Source organism: Bradyrhizobium sp. SEMIA (genome assembly GCF_014844175.1).
GTDB lineage: Bacteria > Pseudomonadota > Alphaproteobacteria > Rhizobiales > Xanthobacteraceae > Bradyrhizobium > Bradyrhizobium arachidis.
Genome location: NZ_CP046601.1, coordinates 6,760,032 through 6,776,578 on the forward strand (window position 1 = coordinate 6,760,032; position 16,547 = coordinate 6,776,578).

A 16,547-nucleotide genomic window follows, 5' to 3' on the forward strand; every position below is an offset into this window, starting at 1 on the left:
TGCCGACCCTTCACCGGGGGATCGTCATCAACATTGTTCCAGCGTGATCGATCCCTGGGCCGCATCAAACTGGATCGTCCCGGCAAGCGTGTTGCGTGAGGTCAAAGCCGCGCGCCCGAAATTTGGGCGGCTACTGTGCATGGGGTTGTTTTCGAGTTTTTCGTTTGTGTTCTTGATTTGTTCCTATGCCGTGCTATCTTGGCTTCATGAGTCCAGCAGCATCCTCTCATGCTCTCAAGCACCCGCCGGTCACGGCGCCCTCCGAGCCGGCGGGTGCGGACTCTGATTTTCCCGAGCTCGGCGTCGCCATCGACCGCCAGCGCAGGCGAGGGCGGGGCGCCCAATCCAATGCCAGCGGCCGATATGAGGCCGAGGCCCGCGTCGCCTTCGACGATGGCTGGCAGAGCCTGGAAGATCTGCCGCCGTTCAAGACCATCGTCGGCGTCGACACCTCGCGCAAGGTGATCACCCGCAACGATTCCCCCGACATCGGTTTCGACCGGTCGATCAATCCCTATCGCGGCTGCGAGCATGGCTGCGTCTATTGCTTCGCGCGGCCGACGCATGCCTATCTCGGCCTGTCGCCGGGGCTCGACTTCGAGTCAAAACTGTTCGTGAAGCCCGAGGCGCCGTCGCTGCTCGAGAAGGAGCTTGCCGCGCCCGGCTACGAGCCGCGGATGATCGCGATCGGCACCAACACCGATCCCTATCAGCCGATCGAGCGCGAACGCAAAATCATGCGCGGCATTCTCGAGGTGCTGGAGCGCACCGGCCATCCCGTCGGCATCGTCACCAAATCGGCGCTGGTGGTGCGCGACATCGACATCCTCGCGCGGATGGCGAGGCGCAACCTCGCCAAGGTCGCGCTATCAGTCACCTCGCTCGATCCGAAGCTGGCGCGCACCATGGAACCGCGCGCCTCGACGCCGCCGAAGCGGCTGGAGGCGCTGAAGCAGCTCTCTGAGGCCGGCATTCCCACCACCGTGATGGTCGCGCCCGTGATCCCCGCGCTGAACGATTCCGAGATCGAGCGCATCCTCGATGCCGCCGCCCATGCCGGCGTCAAGGAAGCGTCGTACGTATTGCTGCGGCTGCCGCTGGAGGTGCGCGATCTCTTCCGCGAATGGCTGATGGCCAACTATCCGGACCGTTATCGTCACGTCTTCACGCTGATCCGCGACATGCGCGGCGGCCGCGATTACGACGCGAAATGGGGCGAGCGGATGAAGGGAACGGGACCGATGGCCTGGACCATCGGCCGCCGCTTCGAGATCGCCTGCGAGAGGCTTGGTCTCAACAAGCGGCGCTCGAAGCTGACGACTGATCACTTTGCCAAGCCGAAGCAGAACGGCGAGCAGCTCAGCCTGTTTTGATTGGGAAACGGAAGAGGCGTCGCATGAGCAAGGAACTCCCTCCGCCGGTACCGCGGCTTACTGTCATCACGCTCGGCGTCAGCGACATCCGCGCCAGCATCGCCTTTTACGACGCGCTCGGCTTTGCGCGCCGGCTGAAGGCGACCGGCGAGGCCGTCGCGTTCTACGACACCGGCGGCCCGGTGCTCGCGCTGTATCCCTGGGATCTGCTCGCGGCCGACGCCAAGTTGCCTGACGATCCGAGGCCATCGACCTTCCGCGGCACGACGCTCGCCTGGAACTGCCGGACACGCGAGGAGGTCGATGCGGTGCTAGCCTTCGCGCTTGGCAAGGGTGCTGCTCCGCTGAAGGCGGCGCATGAGACCGATTACGGCGGCTATTCCGGCTATTTTGCCGATCCCGACGGCCATACCTGGGAAGTGGTCGTCGCGCCCAGCATCGAGGTCGGCGAGGACCGGCGGGTGCATCTGGCGGAGTAGCGACGGTCTGAATAACGGGAATTGCGCAGGGTTCCCGGTTGCGCTGGCTGGATCGCTTGCGCACGATCCCGGCCATGATTCGGGACAAGTCCGCCAAGAAGCCGGCCAAAGACGCGCCCAAGGCCAGCGCTGCTGCGAAGAAGGCGGCGCCTGCCAAGGCGAAGGCAGCTGCCGTCAAGGCCGCGCCGGTCCTGCCGGGCAAGAAGGGCATCATCGCGATCGCGCCGCCGAGCTTCCGCCGCGAGCGCGCGCTGATCAAGCGCCCGGTCGCCGGCTGCGACGAGGCCGGCCGCGGGCCGCTGGCCGGCCCCGTGGTGGCTGCCGCCGTGATTCTCGACCCCGATCGCATCCCGCGCGGCATCGACGATTCCAAGCGCCTGACCGCTGAGGAGCGCGAAAAGCTGTTCGACAAGATCTGCGCCACCGCGCAGGTCTCGGTCGCCGTCGCCTCGCCGTCGCGAATCGACCGCGACAACATTTTGCGCGCCTCGCTGTGGGCCTTGAAGCGTGCCGTGGTGGCGCTGCCGGAGCAGCCGCGCCACGTCTTCGTCGACGGCCGCGACCGGCTCGACACGGCTTGCGACTGCGAGGCCGTGATCGGCGGTGACGGCATCGTGCTGTCGATCGCCGCCGCCTCGATCATCGCCAAGGTAACGCGTGACCGCCTGATGTGCGCGCTGGCGCAGGACTGCCCCGGCTACGGCTTCGAGCAGCACAAGGGCTATGCGGTCCCCGAGCATCTCGATGCCCTCGATCGCCTCGGCCCCAGCGTCCACCACCGCAGCTTCTTCGCCCCCGTCGCGGCGGCGCGTGCCAAGCACATGCCCTGGACCGTCGAGCCGGTGCAGGATTTGTTCTCGGTGAGCGAGGTCGAGGTGCAGATGGAAGCGGGCGTCGAGGTCGACGCGTCGGCAAATCTGTAGCGCGTCTCTCCGCAGCGTCTTTCGCCTCTCCCCGCGTGCGGGTGAGGGGGAGTCTCCGCGAGTTCAGCTCTCACCGTCATTGTGGAGGGAGGCCCCTCACCCCAACCCTCTCCCCGTAAGAACCGGGAGAGGGAGCAGACGGTCGTTGCCACAGCGCGCAGCGCCCATTATCAAAACAGGTGTGAGCGAATAGGGCCGGCTGGACGGGTTGGCTGCATCTTTCGGACGTTGCATGCGGTTTACCTCCCTGGTCATCGAGCTCATTCGCGCCCGGCCGCGGCTGATCGTGTGGATCGCCGTGCTGCTCCAGGCTTCGATGTGGCTGTTCGTGGCGCTGGCGTTCTATCGCAGCCCGCCCGGCAGTCTCGCGACGCTGCTGGCATTCGGCCGCGAATATCAGGTCGGTACGGATCTGGGTCCGCCGCTGCCGATCTGGCTCGCCGACATCGCCTATCGCGCCGCCGGCGGCCACGTGTTCGGCGTCTATGTGCTGGCCCAGCTCTGCGAGATCGCGACCTTCGTCGCGCTCTATCATCTCTCCCGCGTCGTGGTCGGCTCGCAGCAGGCGGTGCTCGCCGTGCTGCTGACCATGACGGTGCTGGCCTTCTCCTCGCCCGCGCTCGATTTCGGCCCGCTGGTGCTGGCGCGGCCGCTCTGGGCGCTGCTGCTGCTGCATTCCTGGCAGATCATCGGCCAGCGCCGCGGCAATGCCTGGTTCGCCTGGTCGATCGAGGCCGGCCTGTTGCTGCTCACCACGCCCGCCGCGATCTTCCTCCTGCTGCTGATCGTCGTCTTCGCGGTCTCGACCGCCGGCGGCCGCCGCACGCTGCGCTCGCTCGATCCCTTGTTCGCGCTGATCGTCGTCGCGGTGCTGGCGCTGCCCTATGCGGTCTGGCTGATGCGCGCCGAGACGTTTGCGGTGCCGGCCTTGCCGCAAGTCACGGAGCTCAACGCCCGCGCCATCCATGCGGCCTGGCTGCTCGGCGGGCTCGTGCTGGGCGCTGCCGCGATCCCGGCGCTGACCTTCCTCAACACCGGTCTTTTCGTCGCCAAGGGCGAGGAGGCGCCGATCATTTTCCGCCCGCCGGTCGAGCCGCTCGGGTCGCAACTTTCGTTTGACTTCTTTGGCGCTGGCGGCCGGCACTCGGCGCGGTGCTGATCGTCGGGCCTGCTCGGGCTCGACTCCGTCGTCGGCGGCGCCGGCGTCGTGCTGGTGATGTCCGGGCTTGCCGTGGTGGTCGCGGCCGGCGACCTCATCGCGATGCGCCGCGCGCGGATGCGTCGCCGCGCCGGCCGCCGGCGTCGTGCTCGCCGTGCTGTTCCTGCCCTCGGACCGGCACCAACGAGATCGCGACCTCGATGCCGGCGCGAGCGATCTCTGATTTCTTCGACGAGAGTTTCGCCCGCCGCACCAACCATCGCCTGCGCGCGGTTGCCGGCGAGACCCAGCTTGCCAGCCTGATCACGCTGCATTCCGGCCGGCCGCACCTGTTCATCGACGCCCAGCCCGGGCGGACGCCGTGGATGAGCCTGGCCAAGTTCAGCGAGACCGGCGGCGTCGTGGTCTGGCGCGCCTCCGATACCGCCGGCACCCCGCCGCCGGACATCCTCGCGCGCTTTCCCGGCATCGTGCCGGAAGTGCCGCGCGCGTTCGAATGGCTGGTCAATGGTCGACAGGGATTGCTGCGGGTCGGCTGGGCGATCGTGCGGCCGAAGGGGAGCTGACGCGCGTGCTCCGGACGCTGACATCGTAGGGTGGCCAAAGGCGCAAAGCGCCGTGCCCACGTCAAGCCGATCCGTCGCAACGATAAGGATGGTGGGCACGCTTCGCTTTGCCCACCCTACACGAGCTACGGGAGCCCGCTATCCCGCCAGCACCTTCGCAATCGCGCGCAGATCCTGCCAGGCTAGGCGCTTGTACGCCGGCGAGCGCAAGAGATAGGCCGGGTGGAACGTCGGCAGCGCGCGGATGGTGCGCTGGCCGATCTCGTACTCGAACCATCGTCCGCGCGTGCGCATGATGCCTTCGCGGGTCGACAGCAGCGTCTGCGTCGAGGGATTGCCGAGCGTCACCAGCACATCGGGATTCACCAGCTCGATCTGGCGCTGGATGAAGGGCAGGCAGATCTGCGTCTCCTGCGGTGTCGGCGTGCGGTTGCCGGGCGGCCGCCAGGGAATGACGTTGGCGATGTAGGCGGTGGTGCGGTTGAGGCCGATAGCGCCGATCATCAGATCGAGCAGCTTGCCGCTGCGCCCGACGAACGGCAGCCCCTCGATGTCCTCGTCGCGGCCCGGAGCCTCGCCGACGAACATGATGCGCGCCTGCGGATTGCCGTCGGCGAACACCAGCCGCGTCGCCGTGTGCTTCAACGCGCAGCCCTCGAAGTTTTGCATCAGCTCACGCAGCGCCTCGAGCGTCGGCGCGGTGCGCGCGGCCTCGCGTGCGGACGCGGCGCCTCGACCGGCGGTGCCGCGCGCGGGGCCGGAGGCGGTGCGTCCAATTCCGCCAGGCGGTCGATCGGCTCCTCCGCGAGCGCGCAGTCGACCCCTGCCTCCAGATAGAAGGCGAGAAGCTCTCGGACGGTGGGTGCGGGCTCGGGGATCATTTGGAAAGTCAGACTATTAGTTCATCTTAAGGCGCCTTGCATCCCAGCGGAACGCATTTCCGTGGTTGTCCTACCCGGAAAAATCGGAAACAAGGGAGCGCAAATGACAAGGAACCGTCTCAAGGGCTGAGATCAGATGAGCACCGAAGAACTTCCCCCGCGCGAATCCATGGAATTCGACGTCGTCATCGTCGGCGCCGGCCCCTCGGGCCTGGCCGCGGCGATCCGGCTGAAGCAGCTCAACGCCGATCTCAACATCGTCGTCGTGGAGAAGGGCTCCGAGGTCGGCGCGCATATCCTCTCCGGCGCCGTGATCGATCCAATCTCGCTCGACAAGCTGATCCCCGATTGGCGCGAGGATCCCGACTGTCCGCTGAAGACGCAGGTCAAGGACGACCACTTCTACTGGATGTTCGGCGACAACCGCATCAAGCTCCCGGGCTTCGCGATGCCCTCGCTGATGGACAACCATCACTGCTACATCGGCTCGCTCGGCAATGTCTGCCGTTGGCTCGCGCCGAAGGCGGAAGCGCTCGGTGTCGAGATCTATCCGGGCTTTGCCGCGACCGAGGTGCTCTATGACGACAAGGGCGCGGTGCGTGGCATCGCGACCGGCGACATGGGCATCGCCAGGGACGGCACCCACAAGGATTCCTACACGCGCGGCATGGAGCTGCTCGGCAAGTACACGCTGTTTGCCGAAGGCGCGCGCGGCTCGCTGTCGAAGCAGCTGATCGCGAAGTTCGCACTGGACGCCAAGAGCGAACCGCCGAAGTTCGGCATCGGCCTGAAGGAAGTCTGGCAGATCGATCCGGCCAAGCACAAGAAGGGCCTGATCCAGCACTCGTTCGGCTGGCCGCTCAACAATTCCACCGGCGGCGGCTCGTTCCTCTACCACTACGACGACAACCGCGTCGCGGTCGGCTTCGTCGTGCATCTCAACTACGACGATCCGTATCTGTCGCCGTTCGATGAATTCCAGCGCTTCAAGACCCATCCCTCGATCCGCGACGTGTTCGAAGGCGGCAAGCGCCTCGCCTATGGTGCGCGCGCCATCACCGAAGGCGGCTACCAGTCGGTGCCGCGCCTGACCTTCCCGGGCGGTGCGCTGGTCGGCTGCGCCGCGGGCTTCGTCAACGTTCCCCGCATCAAGGGCGTCCACAACGCGATGGGCACCGGCATGCTCGCAGCCGAGCATGTCGCCGCCGCGCTCGCCGAGGGCCGCGCCAATGACGAGGTCGTCGCCTACGAGAACGCCTGGCGCGAGTCCGCTGTCGGCAAGGACCTGTTCCGGATCCGCAACGTCAAGCCGCTGTGGTCGAAGTTCGGCACCCTTCTCGGTGTTCCGCTCGGCGCCCTCGACATGTGGACCAACCAGCTATTCGGCATCTCGCTGTTCGGCACGCTGTCGCACGCCAAGCCCGATCGCGCCACGCTCGATCCGGCCAAGAGCCACGCACCAAAGAACTATCCGAAGCCGGACGGCAAGATCTCCTTCGACAAGCTGTCGTCGGTGTTCCTGTCCAACACCAATCACGAGGAGGACCAGCCGGTCCATCTGAAGGTCACGGACATGAACCTCCAGAAGACCTCGGAGCACGACGTGTTCGCCGGTCCCTCGAACCGCTATTGCCCGGCCGGCGTCTATGAATGGATCGAGGAGGGTTCAGGCCCGCGCTTCCAGATCAACGCCCAGAACTGCGTCCACTGCAAAACCTGCGACGTGAAGGACCCCAACGGCAACATCACCTGGGTTCCCCCCGAGGGCGGCGGCGGCCCGAACTACGAGGCGATGTAGGCCGGGCCGGCAAGCCAGGCCAATGTGACTGGGGCAACGTGGCCTGAGTTACGGGCCCCCCCCCCCGGCATTGTGACGCACGTTCGCGTGAGAACCGGGCTGCCACGACGGCCCGCGGCCACGATAAGGCCATACTGGCAGCGTCTTGGGGCGTCGTCGGCCGATTTGGGGCGTGCGGAGGGGATCGCGTGCCCGAATCCTTGCGGTGAAGCGCCAAAAGCGGCATTGTCGGCCCTACGGTTCCGGGTCCCAATGCCACCGGCCGCGTTCGCATGCGAGACGGCCTTCTGCTGCAAACCCAGGCACTACCAACCCAAGGCGAGCCCTGATGTTTTCATATCGTTTCAACCGCTGGACTGTTGCCGCCATCGCCCTCATGGGCACAGCGATCGCGACGGTCCCCGGCGCGGTCCTGGCGCAGACGCCGGACCATCCGTCCGACACGGCGGCGCAGTTTCCGACCCGAAACGATCTGAAGTCGCTCACCACCGCAGGCAGCTATCTCGCCGCCCGCCACGCCAGCGTCGAGCGCGATGCGGCTTCGGCGGCTGCGTTCTACCGCTCGGCCCTGCGCACCGATCCGAAGAACAACGAGCTGCTCGACCGCGCCTTCATCTCCTCGGTCGCCGACGGCGACATCGACGAAGCGGTCAAGCTCGCCGAGCGCATCCTCACCATCGACAAGACCAACCGTGTCGCGCGTCTCGTCGTCGGCGTGCATGATCTCAAGCTGAAGAAGTACGCGACCGCGCAGAGCAACATCAACCAGTCGATCCGCGGTCCGATCACGGATCTCGTCGCCACGCTGCTGTCGGGCTGGGCCGCCTATGGCGCCGGCGATGCCAAGGGCGGTGTCGCCACCATCGACAAGCTGGCCGGTCCCGAATGGTATCCGCTGTTCAAGGACCTCCATGCCGGCATGATCCTCGAGCTCTCCGGCAAGGAGAAGGACGCCGGCACCCGCTTCGAGCGCGCCTACAAGCTCGACGATTCCATGCTGCGCGTGACCGAGGCATATGCCCGCTGGCTGTCGCGCAACAAGGATTCGGCTGCGGCGACCAACGTCTACCAGGCGTTCGACAAGAAGCTCGCCCGCCATCCGCTGATCGTGGAAGGCCTGCGCGACACCAAGGCCGGCAAGAAGATGCCGCCGCTGGTCGATTCCGCGCAGGCTGGCGCGGCCGAAGCGCTCTACGGCATCGGCGCCACGCTGACCCGCCGCGGCGGCGAGGATCTTGCGCTGGTCTATCTCCAGCTCTCGCTCTACCTGCAGCCCAGCCATCCGCTGGCGCTGCTCTCGCTCGCCGATCTCTATGAGTCGGTGAAGCGGCCGCAGATGGCGATCAAGGTCTATGAGCGCGTGCCGGCGTCCTCGCCGCTCAAGCGCAACGCGCAGATCCAGCTCGCGATCGACCTCGATTCCGCCGACCGTACCGATGAGGCGATCAAGATCCTCAAGGGCGTCACCACTGAGGATTCCAAGGATCTCGAAGCCATCATGGCGCTCGGCAATATCGAGCGCGGCCGCAAGAAGTTCGGCGATTGCGGCGCGACCTATTCGCAAGGCATCGACGTGCTGCCGGCCGGCAACGACAAGGCCAACAGCGTCTGGTACTATTATCGCGGCATCTGCGAGGAGCGCTCCAAGCAGTGGGGCAAGGCCGAAGCCGACATGAAGAAGGCGCTCGAGCTGCAGCCCGACCAGCCGCATGTCCTCAACTATCTCGGCTATTCCTGGATCGACCAGGGCGTGAACCTCGACGAGGGCATGAAGATGATCAAGCGCGCCGTCGAGCAGCGTCCGGACGACGGTTACATCGTCGACTCCCTCGGCTGGGCCTATTACCGCATCGGCAATTACGAGGAAGCGGTGAAGAACCTCGAGCGCGCGATCGACCTCAAGCCCGAAGATCCCACCATCAACGACCACCTTGGCGATGCCTATTCGCGCGTCGGCCGCACGCTGGAGGCCAAATTCCAGTGGTCGCACGCCCGCGATCTCAAGCCCGAGCCGGATGACCTTCCGAAGATCGAGGCCAAGATCGCGAATGGGATGGTGGACGACAATTCCAACTCTTCGGCCGCGCAGGCGGAGAAGAAGAAGGACGACGGCAAGGGCGGCTGATCCAATTAACTGGGGGCGTATCGCCGATGCCGGCGTTGGTTGAAGAAGGGCGCGCGAAGGTCAATCTGAGCCTTCGCGTGGTCGGCCGTCGTGCCGACGGCTATCATGATCTCGAAAGCGTGGTCGCGTTCGCTGACTGCGCCGACCGGCTCACGCTGGAGCCGGGCGGCGAGCTGAAGCTCACCACCACCGGGCCGCTGGCCGCGGCGTGCGGCGAGACATCGGACAATCTCGTGTTCAAGGCGGCCAAGCTCCTGGCCGAGGCCGTGCCGGACCTGAAGCTCGGCGCCTTCGCGCTCGACAAGGTGCTGCCGGTTGCCGCCGGCATCGGCGGCGGCTCGGCGGATGCCGCGGCGGCGCTGCGACTGTTGGCGCGCCTCAACAATCTCTCGCTCGACGATCCGCGCATCCATAAGGTCGCGCTCGCGACCGGCGCCGACGTGCCGGTGTGCCTGTTCTCGCGCGCCTGCGACATGACCGGCGTCGGCGAGCAGCTGCTGCCGCTCGCCTTGCCGAGCATGCCCTGCGTGATGGTCAATCCGCGCGTGCCGGTCGCCACCAAGGACGTGTTCCAGGCGCTGGGCTTGCGCAACGGTGAGCTTCTGGTCGGCGCAACGTCGTCCTCGAAGCGCCGGCCTGGCCGGAGGAGGGCGCCTCGATCGCCGATTGGGTCGACGTTCTCGAAACCGTCGCCAACGATCTCGAAGCGCCGGCAATGCGCATCGAGCCCGTGATCGGCGATGTGCTGGAAGCGTTGCGCTCTTCCGCCGGCGTCAAGCTCGCCCGCATGTCCGGCTCCGGTGCGACATGCTTTGCGGTCTATGGCGCGGCGACCGAGGCCCATGCCGCCGCCGAAAAAATCCGGCGCGACCATCCCGGCTGGTGGGTGCATGCGGGGACGTTGAGTTAAGCGTTTCTCCGAAGTCGGTGCCGTAGGGTGGGCAAAGCGAAGCGTGCCCACCAACTTGTTCGTGTAATCTGGTTGTGGTGGGCACGGCGCGGTCGCGCCTTTGCCCACCCTACGGCAGCGGAGCTAACCCGCGCCGTCCTCAGCCAAACCCAAAAAACGGCGGATCTCGCCGAGCACTTCCTGCGGCTTGTCGTGCTGCAGCCAGTGCCCGGCGCCGGCTATCGTTTCAATGCGCGCGTTGGGGAAATAGCGCTCGAGGCCTGCCGCTCTCGCGCCCGCCAGAAAGCTTTCGCCGGCATTGAGCAGCAGCGTCGGGCAGGCGATGCGCGACCACAGCGCGACGTGATCGTCCGGCCAGAGCCGGTGCGGCGCGCTGGCGCGCTGGTAGGGATCGAACTTCCAGCTATAGGTGCCGTCCTCGTTCTGCCGCGCGCCGTGGCTGGCAAGATGCAGCGCGAGCTCGCGCGACAGCCGCTTGTTGTGCAGCACCATCTGCGCGGCCGCGTCTTCGAGGGTGGCATAGCGGCGCGGCGTGCGGTCGTGCAGTCTGTCGAGCTGGCTGACCCATTTGCCGATGCGCTCATGCACGGGTGGCTTCGGTGAGTCCGGCAGCATGGTGACGCCGTCGAGCACGACGAGCCTGGTGGCCAGCTCGGGGAACGATCCTGAAAAGATCAGGCTCACCATGCCGCCCATGGAATGGCCGATGAGAGTGACTTGAGAGGCTGCGATCGCTCGAACGAGCTGAGCGAGGTCGTAGACATACTCCGTCAGCGCGTAGCTGCCGCCACGGGTCCAGTCGGAATCGCCATGGCCACGCAGATCGGGCGCGATCACGTGAAAATGCGGCTGAAGCGATCGCGCGATGACATCCCAGCTGCGGCAATGATCGCGGCCGCCATGGACCAGGATGAGAGGCGGCGCGCCCGCGTTGCCCCAATCGGCATAATGCAGCCGCAGGCCGTGCGATTCATAGAAACGGTCTTGCGGCGCGCTAGCCATTTGCCGGCCGCCGCGCCAGCGCGAGCGAGAGGCCGAGGCCCGCGATGAAGACGCCGGAGCCCTGGGTGAGACGCCGCATCAGATGCGGCCGTCCGATCAGCTGCGTGCGCGTCGCCGAGGCCATCAGCACCACGACGACATCGGCGAGCGTGTTCAGCGTCACCGAGATCGCACCCAGCATGATGAATTGCAGCGTGGGGCTCGATCCCGCGGGATCGAGGAATTGCGGAATGAAGGCGAGGAAGAACGCCGCGGTCTTCGGGTTCAGCGCCTCGACCAGCACGCCGTCACGGAAGGCGCGCTTGTCGCCGACAGCTTCGCGCTCCAGCGACAGCGCGCGGCCGGCACTACGGAACGTCTTGATGCCGAGCCAGACCAGATAGAGTGCGCCGACGAATTTCACCGCGGTGAACAGTTCCGCACTCGTTAGGATGATCGCGGAGATGCCGAGACTGCCGGCCACGACATGGACCATCCCGCCCAGCGCCGTGCCCGCGGTCGAGGCAAAGCCGCTCGCACGTCCTTCCGATAGGGTTCGTGCCGCGACGTAGAAAATGCCGGGGCCGGGAATTGCCGCAATGAGAAATGCTGCGGCCAGGAACAGCCAGAAATTTGTTTCGGTCATCCTGTTTTCGTAGCGCAGGCCGCCACGATTGCAAGGCCCGTCGTTCAGCCCATGCGGCGGAAGATCGCGCTGGCGTTCACCCCGCCGAAGCCGAATCCGTTGGAGATGGCGTTCTGCATCGGCATGGGCCGCGCGCTGCCCGAGACGATGTCGATGCCGTCGGCGCTCGCGTCGGGGTTTTCGAGATTGAGCGTGGGCGGCGCAATCTGGTCGCGCAAGGCGAGGATGGTGAAGATCGCTTCCAGGCCGCCGGCAGCGCCGAGCAGATGGCCGGTAGCGGATTTGGTCGCGCTCACGACGATGTTTCGATTGCGGCCGAACAGCGCGCCGATGGCGCCGAGCTCGCTTTCGTCGCCGGCCGGTGTCGAGGTCGCATGCGCGTTGAGGTGCTGCAAATCGCCGGGCTCGAGCCGCGCCTGCCGCAGCGCGAGCTCCATGGCGCGGCGGGCGCCGTCGCCGTCGGGCGGACCCGACGTCATGTGGTAGGCATCCGCGGTCGTGCCGTAGCCGGTGATCTCGGCGATCGGCGTCGCGCCACGCGCCAGCGCATGCTCGAGATCCTCGATCACCAAAATGCCGGCGCCTTCGCCCATGACAAAACCGTCGCGGTCGCGATCGAACGGGCGCGAGGCGCGTGCGGGCTCGTCGTTGAATGCGCTCGACAGCGCGCGGGCCGCGGCAAAGCCGCCGAGGCTGACGATGTCGATGCAGGCCTCCGCGCCGCCGCAGATCGCGACATCGGCTTCGCCCGCGCGGATCATGCGCGCGGCATCGCCGATCGCCTGCACGCCGGCGGCGCACGCCGTAACAGGCGTGCCGAGCGCGCCCTTGTAGCCGTATTTGATCGAGACGTGGCCGGCGGCGAGATTGGCGAGGAACGAGGGAATCGTGAACGGCGAGAGGCGGCGCGCACCGCGCTGCTCGGTGATGCGCACGGCTTCCGCCATCGCCGGGAAGCCGCCGACGCCGGAGGCGATGATCGTCGCAGTGCGCTCCAGCGCAGATGCGTCCTGCGGCGTCCATTTGGCTTGCGCGACCGCTTCTGCGGTGGCGAGCAGCGCGAACAGGATGAAGCGGTCCATCTTGCGCTGGTCTTTTGGCGCGGCGGCCTCTCCCGGGTCGAATCCGCCCTCGGGATCGTCGGCCTTGTCGGGCACGAGGCCGGCGATCCGTGCGGGCAATGATTGCGCCCATTCGGGCAGCGGGCGCAGCCCGCTCTGGCCGGCAAGCAGCCGGCGCCACGACAATTCGACACCGCAGCCGAGCGGCGACACCGCGCCCATGCCTGTCACGACGATACGACGCATGTCAGTCTCCAGCCGGCGCGACGGCCGGGTTCATGGCTTTGAGCGAAGCGAGCCGCGCGCGCATGCCGCGGCTGGCGCGGGGGCCGGGAATGGCGACCGTATTGGCGAGCGTGATCGGACGCATGTCGCTCGCATCGACCACGACCGGCTCGAGTGGACGGATGCCGTCGCGGCTCGCCAGCAGGATGGATTCGCCTTTTGGGGCGAGATGCTTGTTGCCCCAGGCGAGCAGCGCGGCGACCACCGGGAAGAAATCCCGCGCCTTGTCGGTCAGCACATATTCATAGCGCGGCGGCCGCTCCTGATAGCGGCGGCGGACGAACATGCCGCTCGCGGTGAGATGCGCAAGCCGGCGCGACAGGATGTTCGGCGCGATCCCGAGGCTTTGCTGGAATTCGTCGAACTTGGTCGCGCCCTGAAACGCATCCCGCAGGATCAGGATGCTCCACCACTCGCCAACCGTCTCCACGGCGCGGCCGACCGGGCATTCCAGGATGGAAGGGGATTTGGGCTGCATGGGACGGAAGGTAGGGGAGTGACTTGCAAAATGCAAGCGACTGGGAAGGCAATCGTCCTGCGGGTGGAGGGAGCGGTGAGAATTTGGAGGTAGTTCGCCGGTGAGGTGGGATGGGAGAGCGATGAGTGTGGCCGCGGGCCTATTGGTGAGATGTGAGTGGTTGCTGGATAACCGCTCTCGTGCCCCGGACGCAGCGCAGCGCTTCTTCAGCGGTGTGCTGCAGAGCCGGGGCCTATGTTGCTGATCGCTCGGTACGTGGGTCCCGGCTCAGCGCAGCGGCGTTTCACGCCGCAGCGCGTCCGGGACACGAGAGTGGGTGTGCTGTTGCCTCGAACTCCGTCATTGCAATGACGGCGTTGATGCATCACGCACAAATCTATCGCCGTCACCCTGAGGTGCGAGCGCAGCGAGCCTCGAAGGGCAACGGCCCGGATGTAGCTCGGCCGTGCATCCTTCGAGGCTCCTGGCGCGATGCTATGCATCGCGCCACTCGCGGCTCAGGATGACGGAGCAAATTGCGAGAGGAAAGAAAGGCAGTCGCTCAGTGCGACCGCGCCAGGCAGAACGCCACCACCTGCTCCAGCGCGCTCTTCATCGGCGAGGGCGGGAACAGCGCCAGCGCATCCACCGCCATGGCGCCGTAGTGTTGGGCGCGGCTCAGCGTGTCCTCGAGCGCGCGGTGCTTGTTCATCAGGCCGATGGCGTGGTCGAGATCGCTATCGCCGATTTCGCCGCGTTCGAGCGCGCGGATCCAGAAGGCGCGCTCGTTGTCATTGCCGCGGCGGAACGCGAGCACGACGGGCAGGGTGATCTTGCCCTCGCGGAAATCGTCGCCGGTATTCTTGCCGAGCTTTGCGCTCTTGCCGCCATAGTCGAGCACGTCGTCGACGAGCTGGAAGGCGATGCCGAGATTCATACCGACCGAGCGGCAGGCGGTCTGCTCGGCCTTGGGGCGGTTGGCGATCACAGGGCCGACCTCGCAGGCCGCAGCAAACAGCTCGGCGGTCTTGCCGCGGATCACGGCGAGATATTCGTCCTCGGTGGTCGCGGTGTTCTTGGCGGCGGCAAGCTGCATCACCTCGCCCTCGGCGATGGTGGCGGCGGCCGCGGACAGGATGTCGAGCGCGCGCAGCGAGCCGACCTCGACCATCATGCGGAACGCCTGTCCGAGCAGGAAGTCGCCGACCAGCACGCTGGCCTCGTTGCCCCAGAGCATGCGCGCCGACAGCTTGCCGCGGCGCATCTCGCTCTCGTCGACGACGTCGTCGTGCAGCAGCGTGGCGGTGTGCATGAACTCGACGGACGCGGCGAGCTTGATGTGGCCGTCGCCGGTGTAGCCGGCGAGGTTGGCCATGGCGAGCGTCAGCATCGGCCGCAGCCGCTTGCCGCCGGAGGAGATCAGGTGGTTGGCGACCTCCGGGATCATGGTTACGTCTGAGCCGGTCCGCGACAGGATCGTGGCGTTGACGCGTTCCATGTCACCAGCGACAAGGGCCACCAGCTCTTCGATCGACGCGCCGGGAGTTTCGAAAGGTACGATGACGGCCACGCCGGTCTCCAATATTTGCCCCGGAGGGGCTATTCTGATGGAAAGACAATAGAAACTGGCAGCGGATGCGGCAAGGCCCGCGGAACCATTGACATTTGCCCCTTTTAGCCCCTTTCAGGCAGGAGACCTGCGTTTTGCGTGAACTGGTTCGGACCAACGACATGGTGCTGGTGTCGGCGATCGGCGCGCTGCTCGACGGCGCCAATATCCATCATCTGGTGCTGGACCAGAACATGAGCATCATCGAGGGCTCGCTCGGCATTCTGCCGCGGCGGATCCTGGTCCATGAGGACGACGCCCAGGAGGCCCGCCAGCTCCTGACCGAGGCGGGCCTCAGCCACGAACTGCGCGGCGATGATTGACGTCGTCACAGATATCACCGAGGACGCCTTTCTCGGCGGGCAGTTGCAGCTGAAGCAAAAGCGGAGCGGCCATCGCGCCGGGCACGACGCCATATTGCTGGCGGCGGCGACCGAGGCCCACGCAGGCGACCGCGTGGTCGATCTCGGCGCCGGCATCGGCACGGCCGGGCTGGCGCTGGCGCGTCGCGTCGCTGGGATCAGGCTCTGCCTGGTCGAGATCAATCCGGAACTGGCGGAGTTGGCGCGCGCCAATGCGGCGGCGAACGCGATCGCCGCCGAGGCGATCGTGCTCGACGTCACCGCGGATGCGCAGGCGTTTGCGGCAAATGACCTGCCGCCCGACAGTGTCGATGCCGTGCTGATGAACCCGCCTTTCAACGATCCTGCGCGCCACCGTGGCTCGCCCGATCAGGCGCGCCAGACCGCGCATGTCGCGACCGACGAGACGCTGCATGCCTGGGTGCATGCAGCACGGCGCATCCTCCGATCGAATGGCGCGCTCACCTTGATCTGGCGTGCAGATGGAATCGGCGATGTCCTGGCAGCGCTGTCACGCGGCTTCGGGAGCCTCGCGATCCTGCCGGTTCATGGCGAGGCGGGACGGCCCGCGATCCGCGTGCTGGTCCGCGCGGTCAAGGGCGGTCGGGCCCCGACACGCCTGCTATCGGGCCTCGTGCTCAACGATGAGTCACGCGTGCCTAAAAAAGAGGTGAGCGATATTCTGGAAGGGAGGGCCGCATTGCCGCTGGCGGAGCCGTGACGGCTTACTGGGGAAGCGATTCCGATTGCTGTTCCTGCGGGGACGTCAGGCGGATCGCCATGAACAGCGCACCGATCAGCAGCATCAGCAGATAGATTTTCATGGTGTTCTCCGCTGCCCCATTGCAGCCTCCCAACGGAAAATCTGCAAAACACGTTCCAGGCACTTCCAATGACACTCGCGTGATAAGAAATGGTTAATCAGAGGTAAC

General features: G+C 66.4%; 12 protein-coding genes and 3 pseudogenes. 9 read left to right on the forward strand and 6 right to left on the reverse strand.

All coding sequences use genetic code 11. The features are described from left to right. The first annotated feature begins 206 nt into the window (after window positions 1-206). From FOM02_RS32580 to FOM02_RS46955, 4 genes and pseudogenes are all read left to right on the forward strand, one after another. Complete coding sequence (locus tag FOM02_RS32580) at window positions 207-1,373, forward strand: PA0069 family radical SAM protein (RefSeq protein ID WP_027558163.1); 1,167 nt, start codon at window positions 207-209, stop codon at window positions 1,371-1,373. 23 nt (window positions 1,374-1,396) lie between these two features. Then, the gene (locus tag FOM02_RS32585; protein WP_027558164.1) at window positions 1,397-1,852 is read left to right on the forward strand and encodes a VOC family protein; all 456 of its coding nucleotides are present in this window, start codon (window positions 1,397-1,399) and stop codon (window positions 1,850-1,852) included. Window positions 1,853-1,926: 74 nt separating this feature from the next. After that, window positions 1,927-2,775: a ribonuclease HII gene (locus tag FOM02_RS32590; protein ID WP_265440569.1), complete on the forward strand. Its 849-nt coding sequence runs from the start codon at window positions 1,927-1,929 to the stop codon at window positions 2,773-2,775. A gap of 232 nt (window positions 2,776-3,007) precedes the next feature. After that, window positions 3,008-4,500 (forward strand): annotated as a pseudogene (locus FOM02_RS46955) (glycosyltransferase family 39 protein). A 138-nt stretch (window positions 4,501-4,638) separates the two neighbouring features. Here the strand turns inward: FOM02_RS46955 and FOM02_RS32610 are convergent. Continuing rightward, a pseudogene (locus FOM02_RS32610) lies at window positions 4,639-5,381 on the reverse strand (uracil-DNA glycosylase). Between the two features lie 136 nt (window positions 5,382-5,517). On the opposite strand from FOM02_RS32610, the gene FOM02_RS32615 reads away from it, so the two are divergent. From FOM02_RS32615 to FOM02_RS32625, 3 genes and pseudogenes are all read left to right on the forward strand, one after another. Next, window positions 5,518-7,179, forward strand: a complete 1,662-nt coding sequence (locus FOM02_RS32615) for an electron transfer flavoprotein-ubiquinone oxidoreductase (RefSeq protein ID WP_027558168.1) — start codon at window positions 5,518-5,520, stop codon at window positions 7,177-7,179. 328 nt (window positions 7,180-7,507) lie between these two features. Further along, window positions 7,508-9,304 (forward strand): tetratricopeptide repeat protein, encoded by a 1,797-nt coding sequence (locus tag FOM02_RS32620; RefSeq protein WP_027558169.1) that lies wholly within the window; start codon window positions 7,508-7,510, stop codon window positions 9,302-9,304. Window positions 9,305-9,330: 26 nt separating this feature from the next. Next, window positions 9,331-10,214, forward strand: a pseudogene (locus FOM02_RS32625) (4-(cytidine 5'-diphospho)-2-C-methyl-D-erythritol kinase). A gap of 123 nt (window positions 10,215-10,337) precedes the next feature. Here FOM02_RS32625 and FOM02_RS32630 read toward each other — a convergent pair. From FOM02_RS32630 to FOM02_RS32650, 5 genes are all read right to left on the reverse strand, one after another. After that, window positions 10,338-11,216, reverse strand: a complete 879-nt coding sequence (locus FOM02_RS32630) for an alpha/beta fold hydrolase (protein ID WP_265440573.1) — start codon at window positions 11,214-11,216, stop codon at window positions 10,338-10,340. Continuing rightward, a complete protein-coding gene (locus tag FOM02_RS32635; protein ID WP_027558172.1) occupies window positions 11,209-11,841 on the reverse strand; it encodes a LysE family translocator in 633 nt (210 codons plus the stop codon). The genes FOM02_RS32630 and FOM02_RS32635 overlap by 8 nt, the downstream gene beginning before the upstream one ends. A 44-nt stretch (window positions 11,842-11,885) precedes the next feature. Continuing rightward, window positions 11,886-13,148 (reverse strand): beta-ketoacyl-ACP synthase II, encoded by a 1,263-nt coding sequence (gene fabF / locus FOM02_RS32640; protein WP_027558173.1) that lies wholly within the window; start codon window positions 13,146-13,148, stop codon window positions 11,886-11,888. Window position 13,149: 1 nt separating this feature from the next. Continuing rightward, window positions 13,150-13,665, reverse strand: a complete 516-nt coding sequence (locus tag FOM02_RS32645; protein WP_027558174.1) for a winged helix-turn-helix transcriptional regulator — start codon at window positions 13,663-13,665, stop codon at window positions 13,150-13,152. 541 nt (window positions 13,666-14,206) lie between these two features. Continuing rightward, window positions 14,207-15,214 (reverse strand): polyprenyl synthetase family protein, encoded by a 1,008-nt coding sequence (locus FOM02_RS32650; protein WP_027558175.1) that lies wholly within the window; start codon window positions 15,212-15,214, stop codon window positions 14,207-14,209. A gap of 134 nt (window positions 15,215-15,348) precedes the next feature. Between FOM02_RS32650 and FOM02_RS32655 the strand changes: the two genes are divergently transcribed. Next, window positions 15,349-15,576: a DUF2007 domain-containing protein gene (locus FOM02_RS32655; RefSeq protein WP_011085319.1), complete on the forward strand. Its 228-nt coding sequence runs from the start codon at window positions 15,349-15,351 to the stop codon at window positions 15,574-15,576. Then, window positions 15,569-16,336 carry a tRNA1(Val) (adenine(37)-N6)-methyltransferase gene (locus FOM02_RS32660; protein WP_027558176.1) on the forward strand — a complete coding sequence of 256 codons (768 nt, stop codon included), beginning with the start codon at window positions 15,569-15,571 and terminating at the stop codon, window positions 16,334-16,336. Before FOM02_RS32655 ends, FOM02_RS32660 begins: the two co-directional genes overlap by 8 nt. Window positions 16,337-16,547: the final 211 nt, after the last annotated feature.

Coding starts and splice junctions, on each gene's coding strand:
- FOM02_RS32580 (WP_027558163.1), top strand. CDS start 207: ATGAGTCCAGCAGCATCCTCTCATGCTCTCAAGCACCCGCCGGTCACG.
- FOM02_RS32585 (WP_027558164.1), top strand. CDS start 1,397: ATGAGCAAGGAACTCCCTCCGCCGGTACCGCGGCTTACTGTCATCACG.
- FOM02_RS32590 (WP_265440569.1), top strand. CDS start 1,927: ATGATTCGGGACAAGTCCGCCAAGAAGCCGGCCAAAGACGCGCCCAAG.
- FOM02_RS32615 (WP_027558168.1), top strand. CDS start 5,518: ATGAGCACCGAAGAACTTCCCCCGCGCGAATCCATGGAATTCGACGTC.
- FOM02_RS32620 (WP_027558169.1), top strand. CDS start 7,508: ATGTTTTCATATCGTTTCAACCGCTGGACTGTTGCCGCCATCGCCCTC.
- FOM02_RS32630 (WP_265440573.1), bottom strand. CDS start 11,216: ATGGCTAGCGCGCCGCAAGACCGTTTCTATGAATCGCACGGCCTGCGG.
- FOM02_RS32635 (WP_027558172.1), bottom strand. CDS start 11,841: ATGACCGAAACAAATTTCTGGCTGTTCCTGGCCGCAGCATTTCTCATT.
- fabF (WP_027558173.1), bottom strand. CDS start 13,148: ATGCGTCGTATCGTCGTGACAGGCATGGGCGCGGTGTCGCCGCTCGGC.
- FOM02_RS32645 (WP_027558174.1), bottom strand. CDS start 13,665: ATGCAGCCCAAATCCCCTTCCATCCTGGAATGCCCGGTCGGCCGCGCC.
- FOM02_RS32660 (WP_027558176.1), top strand. CDS start 15,569: ATGATTGACGTCGTCACAGATATCACCGAGGACGCCTTTCTCGGCGGG.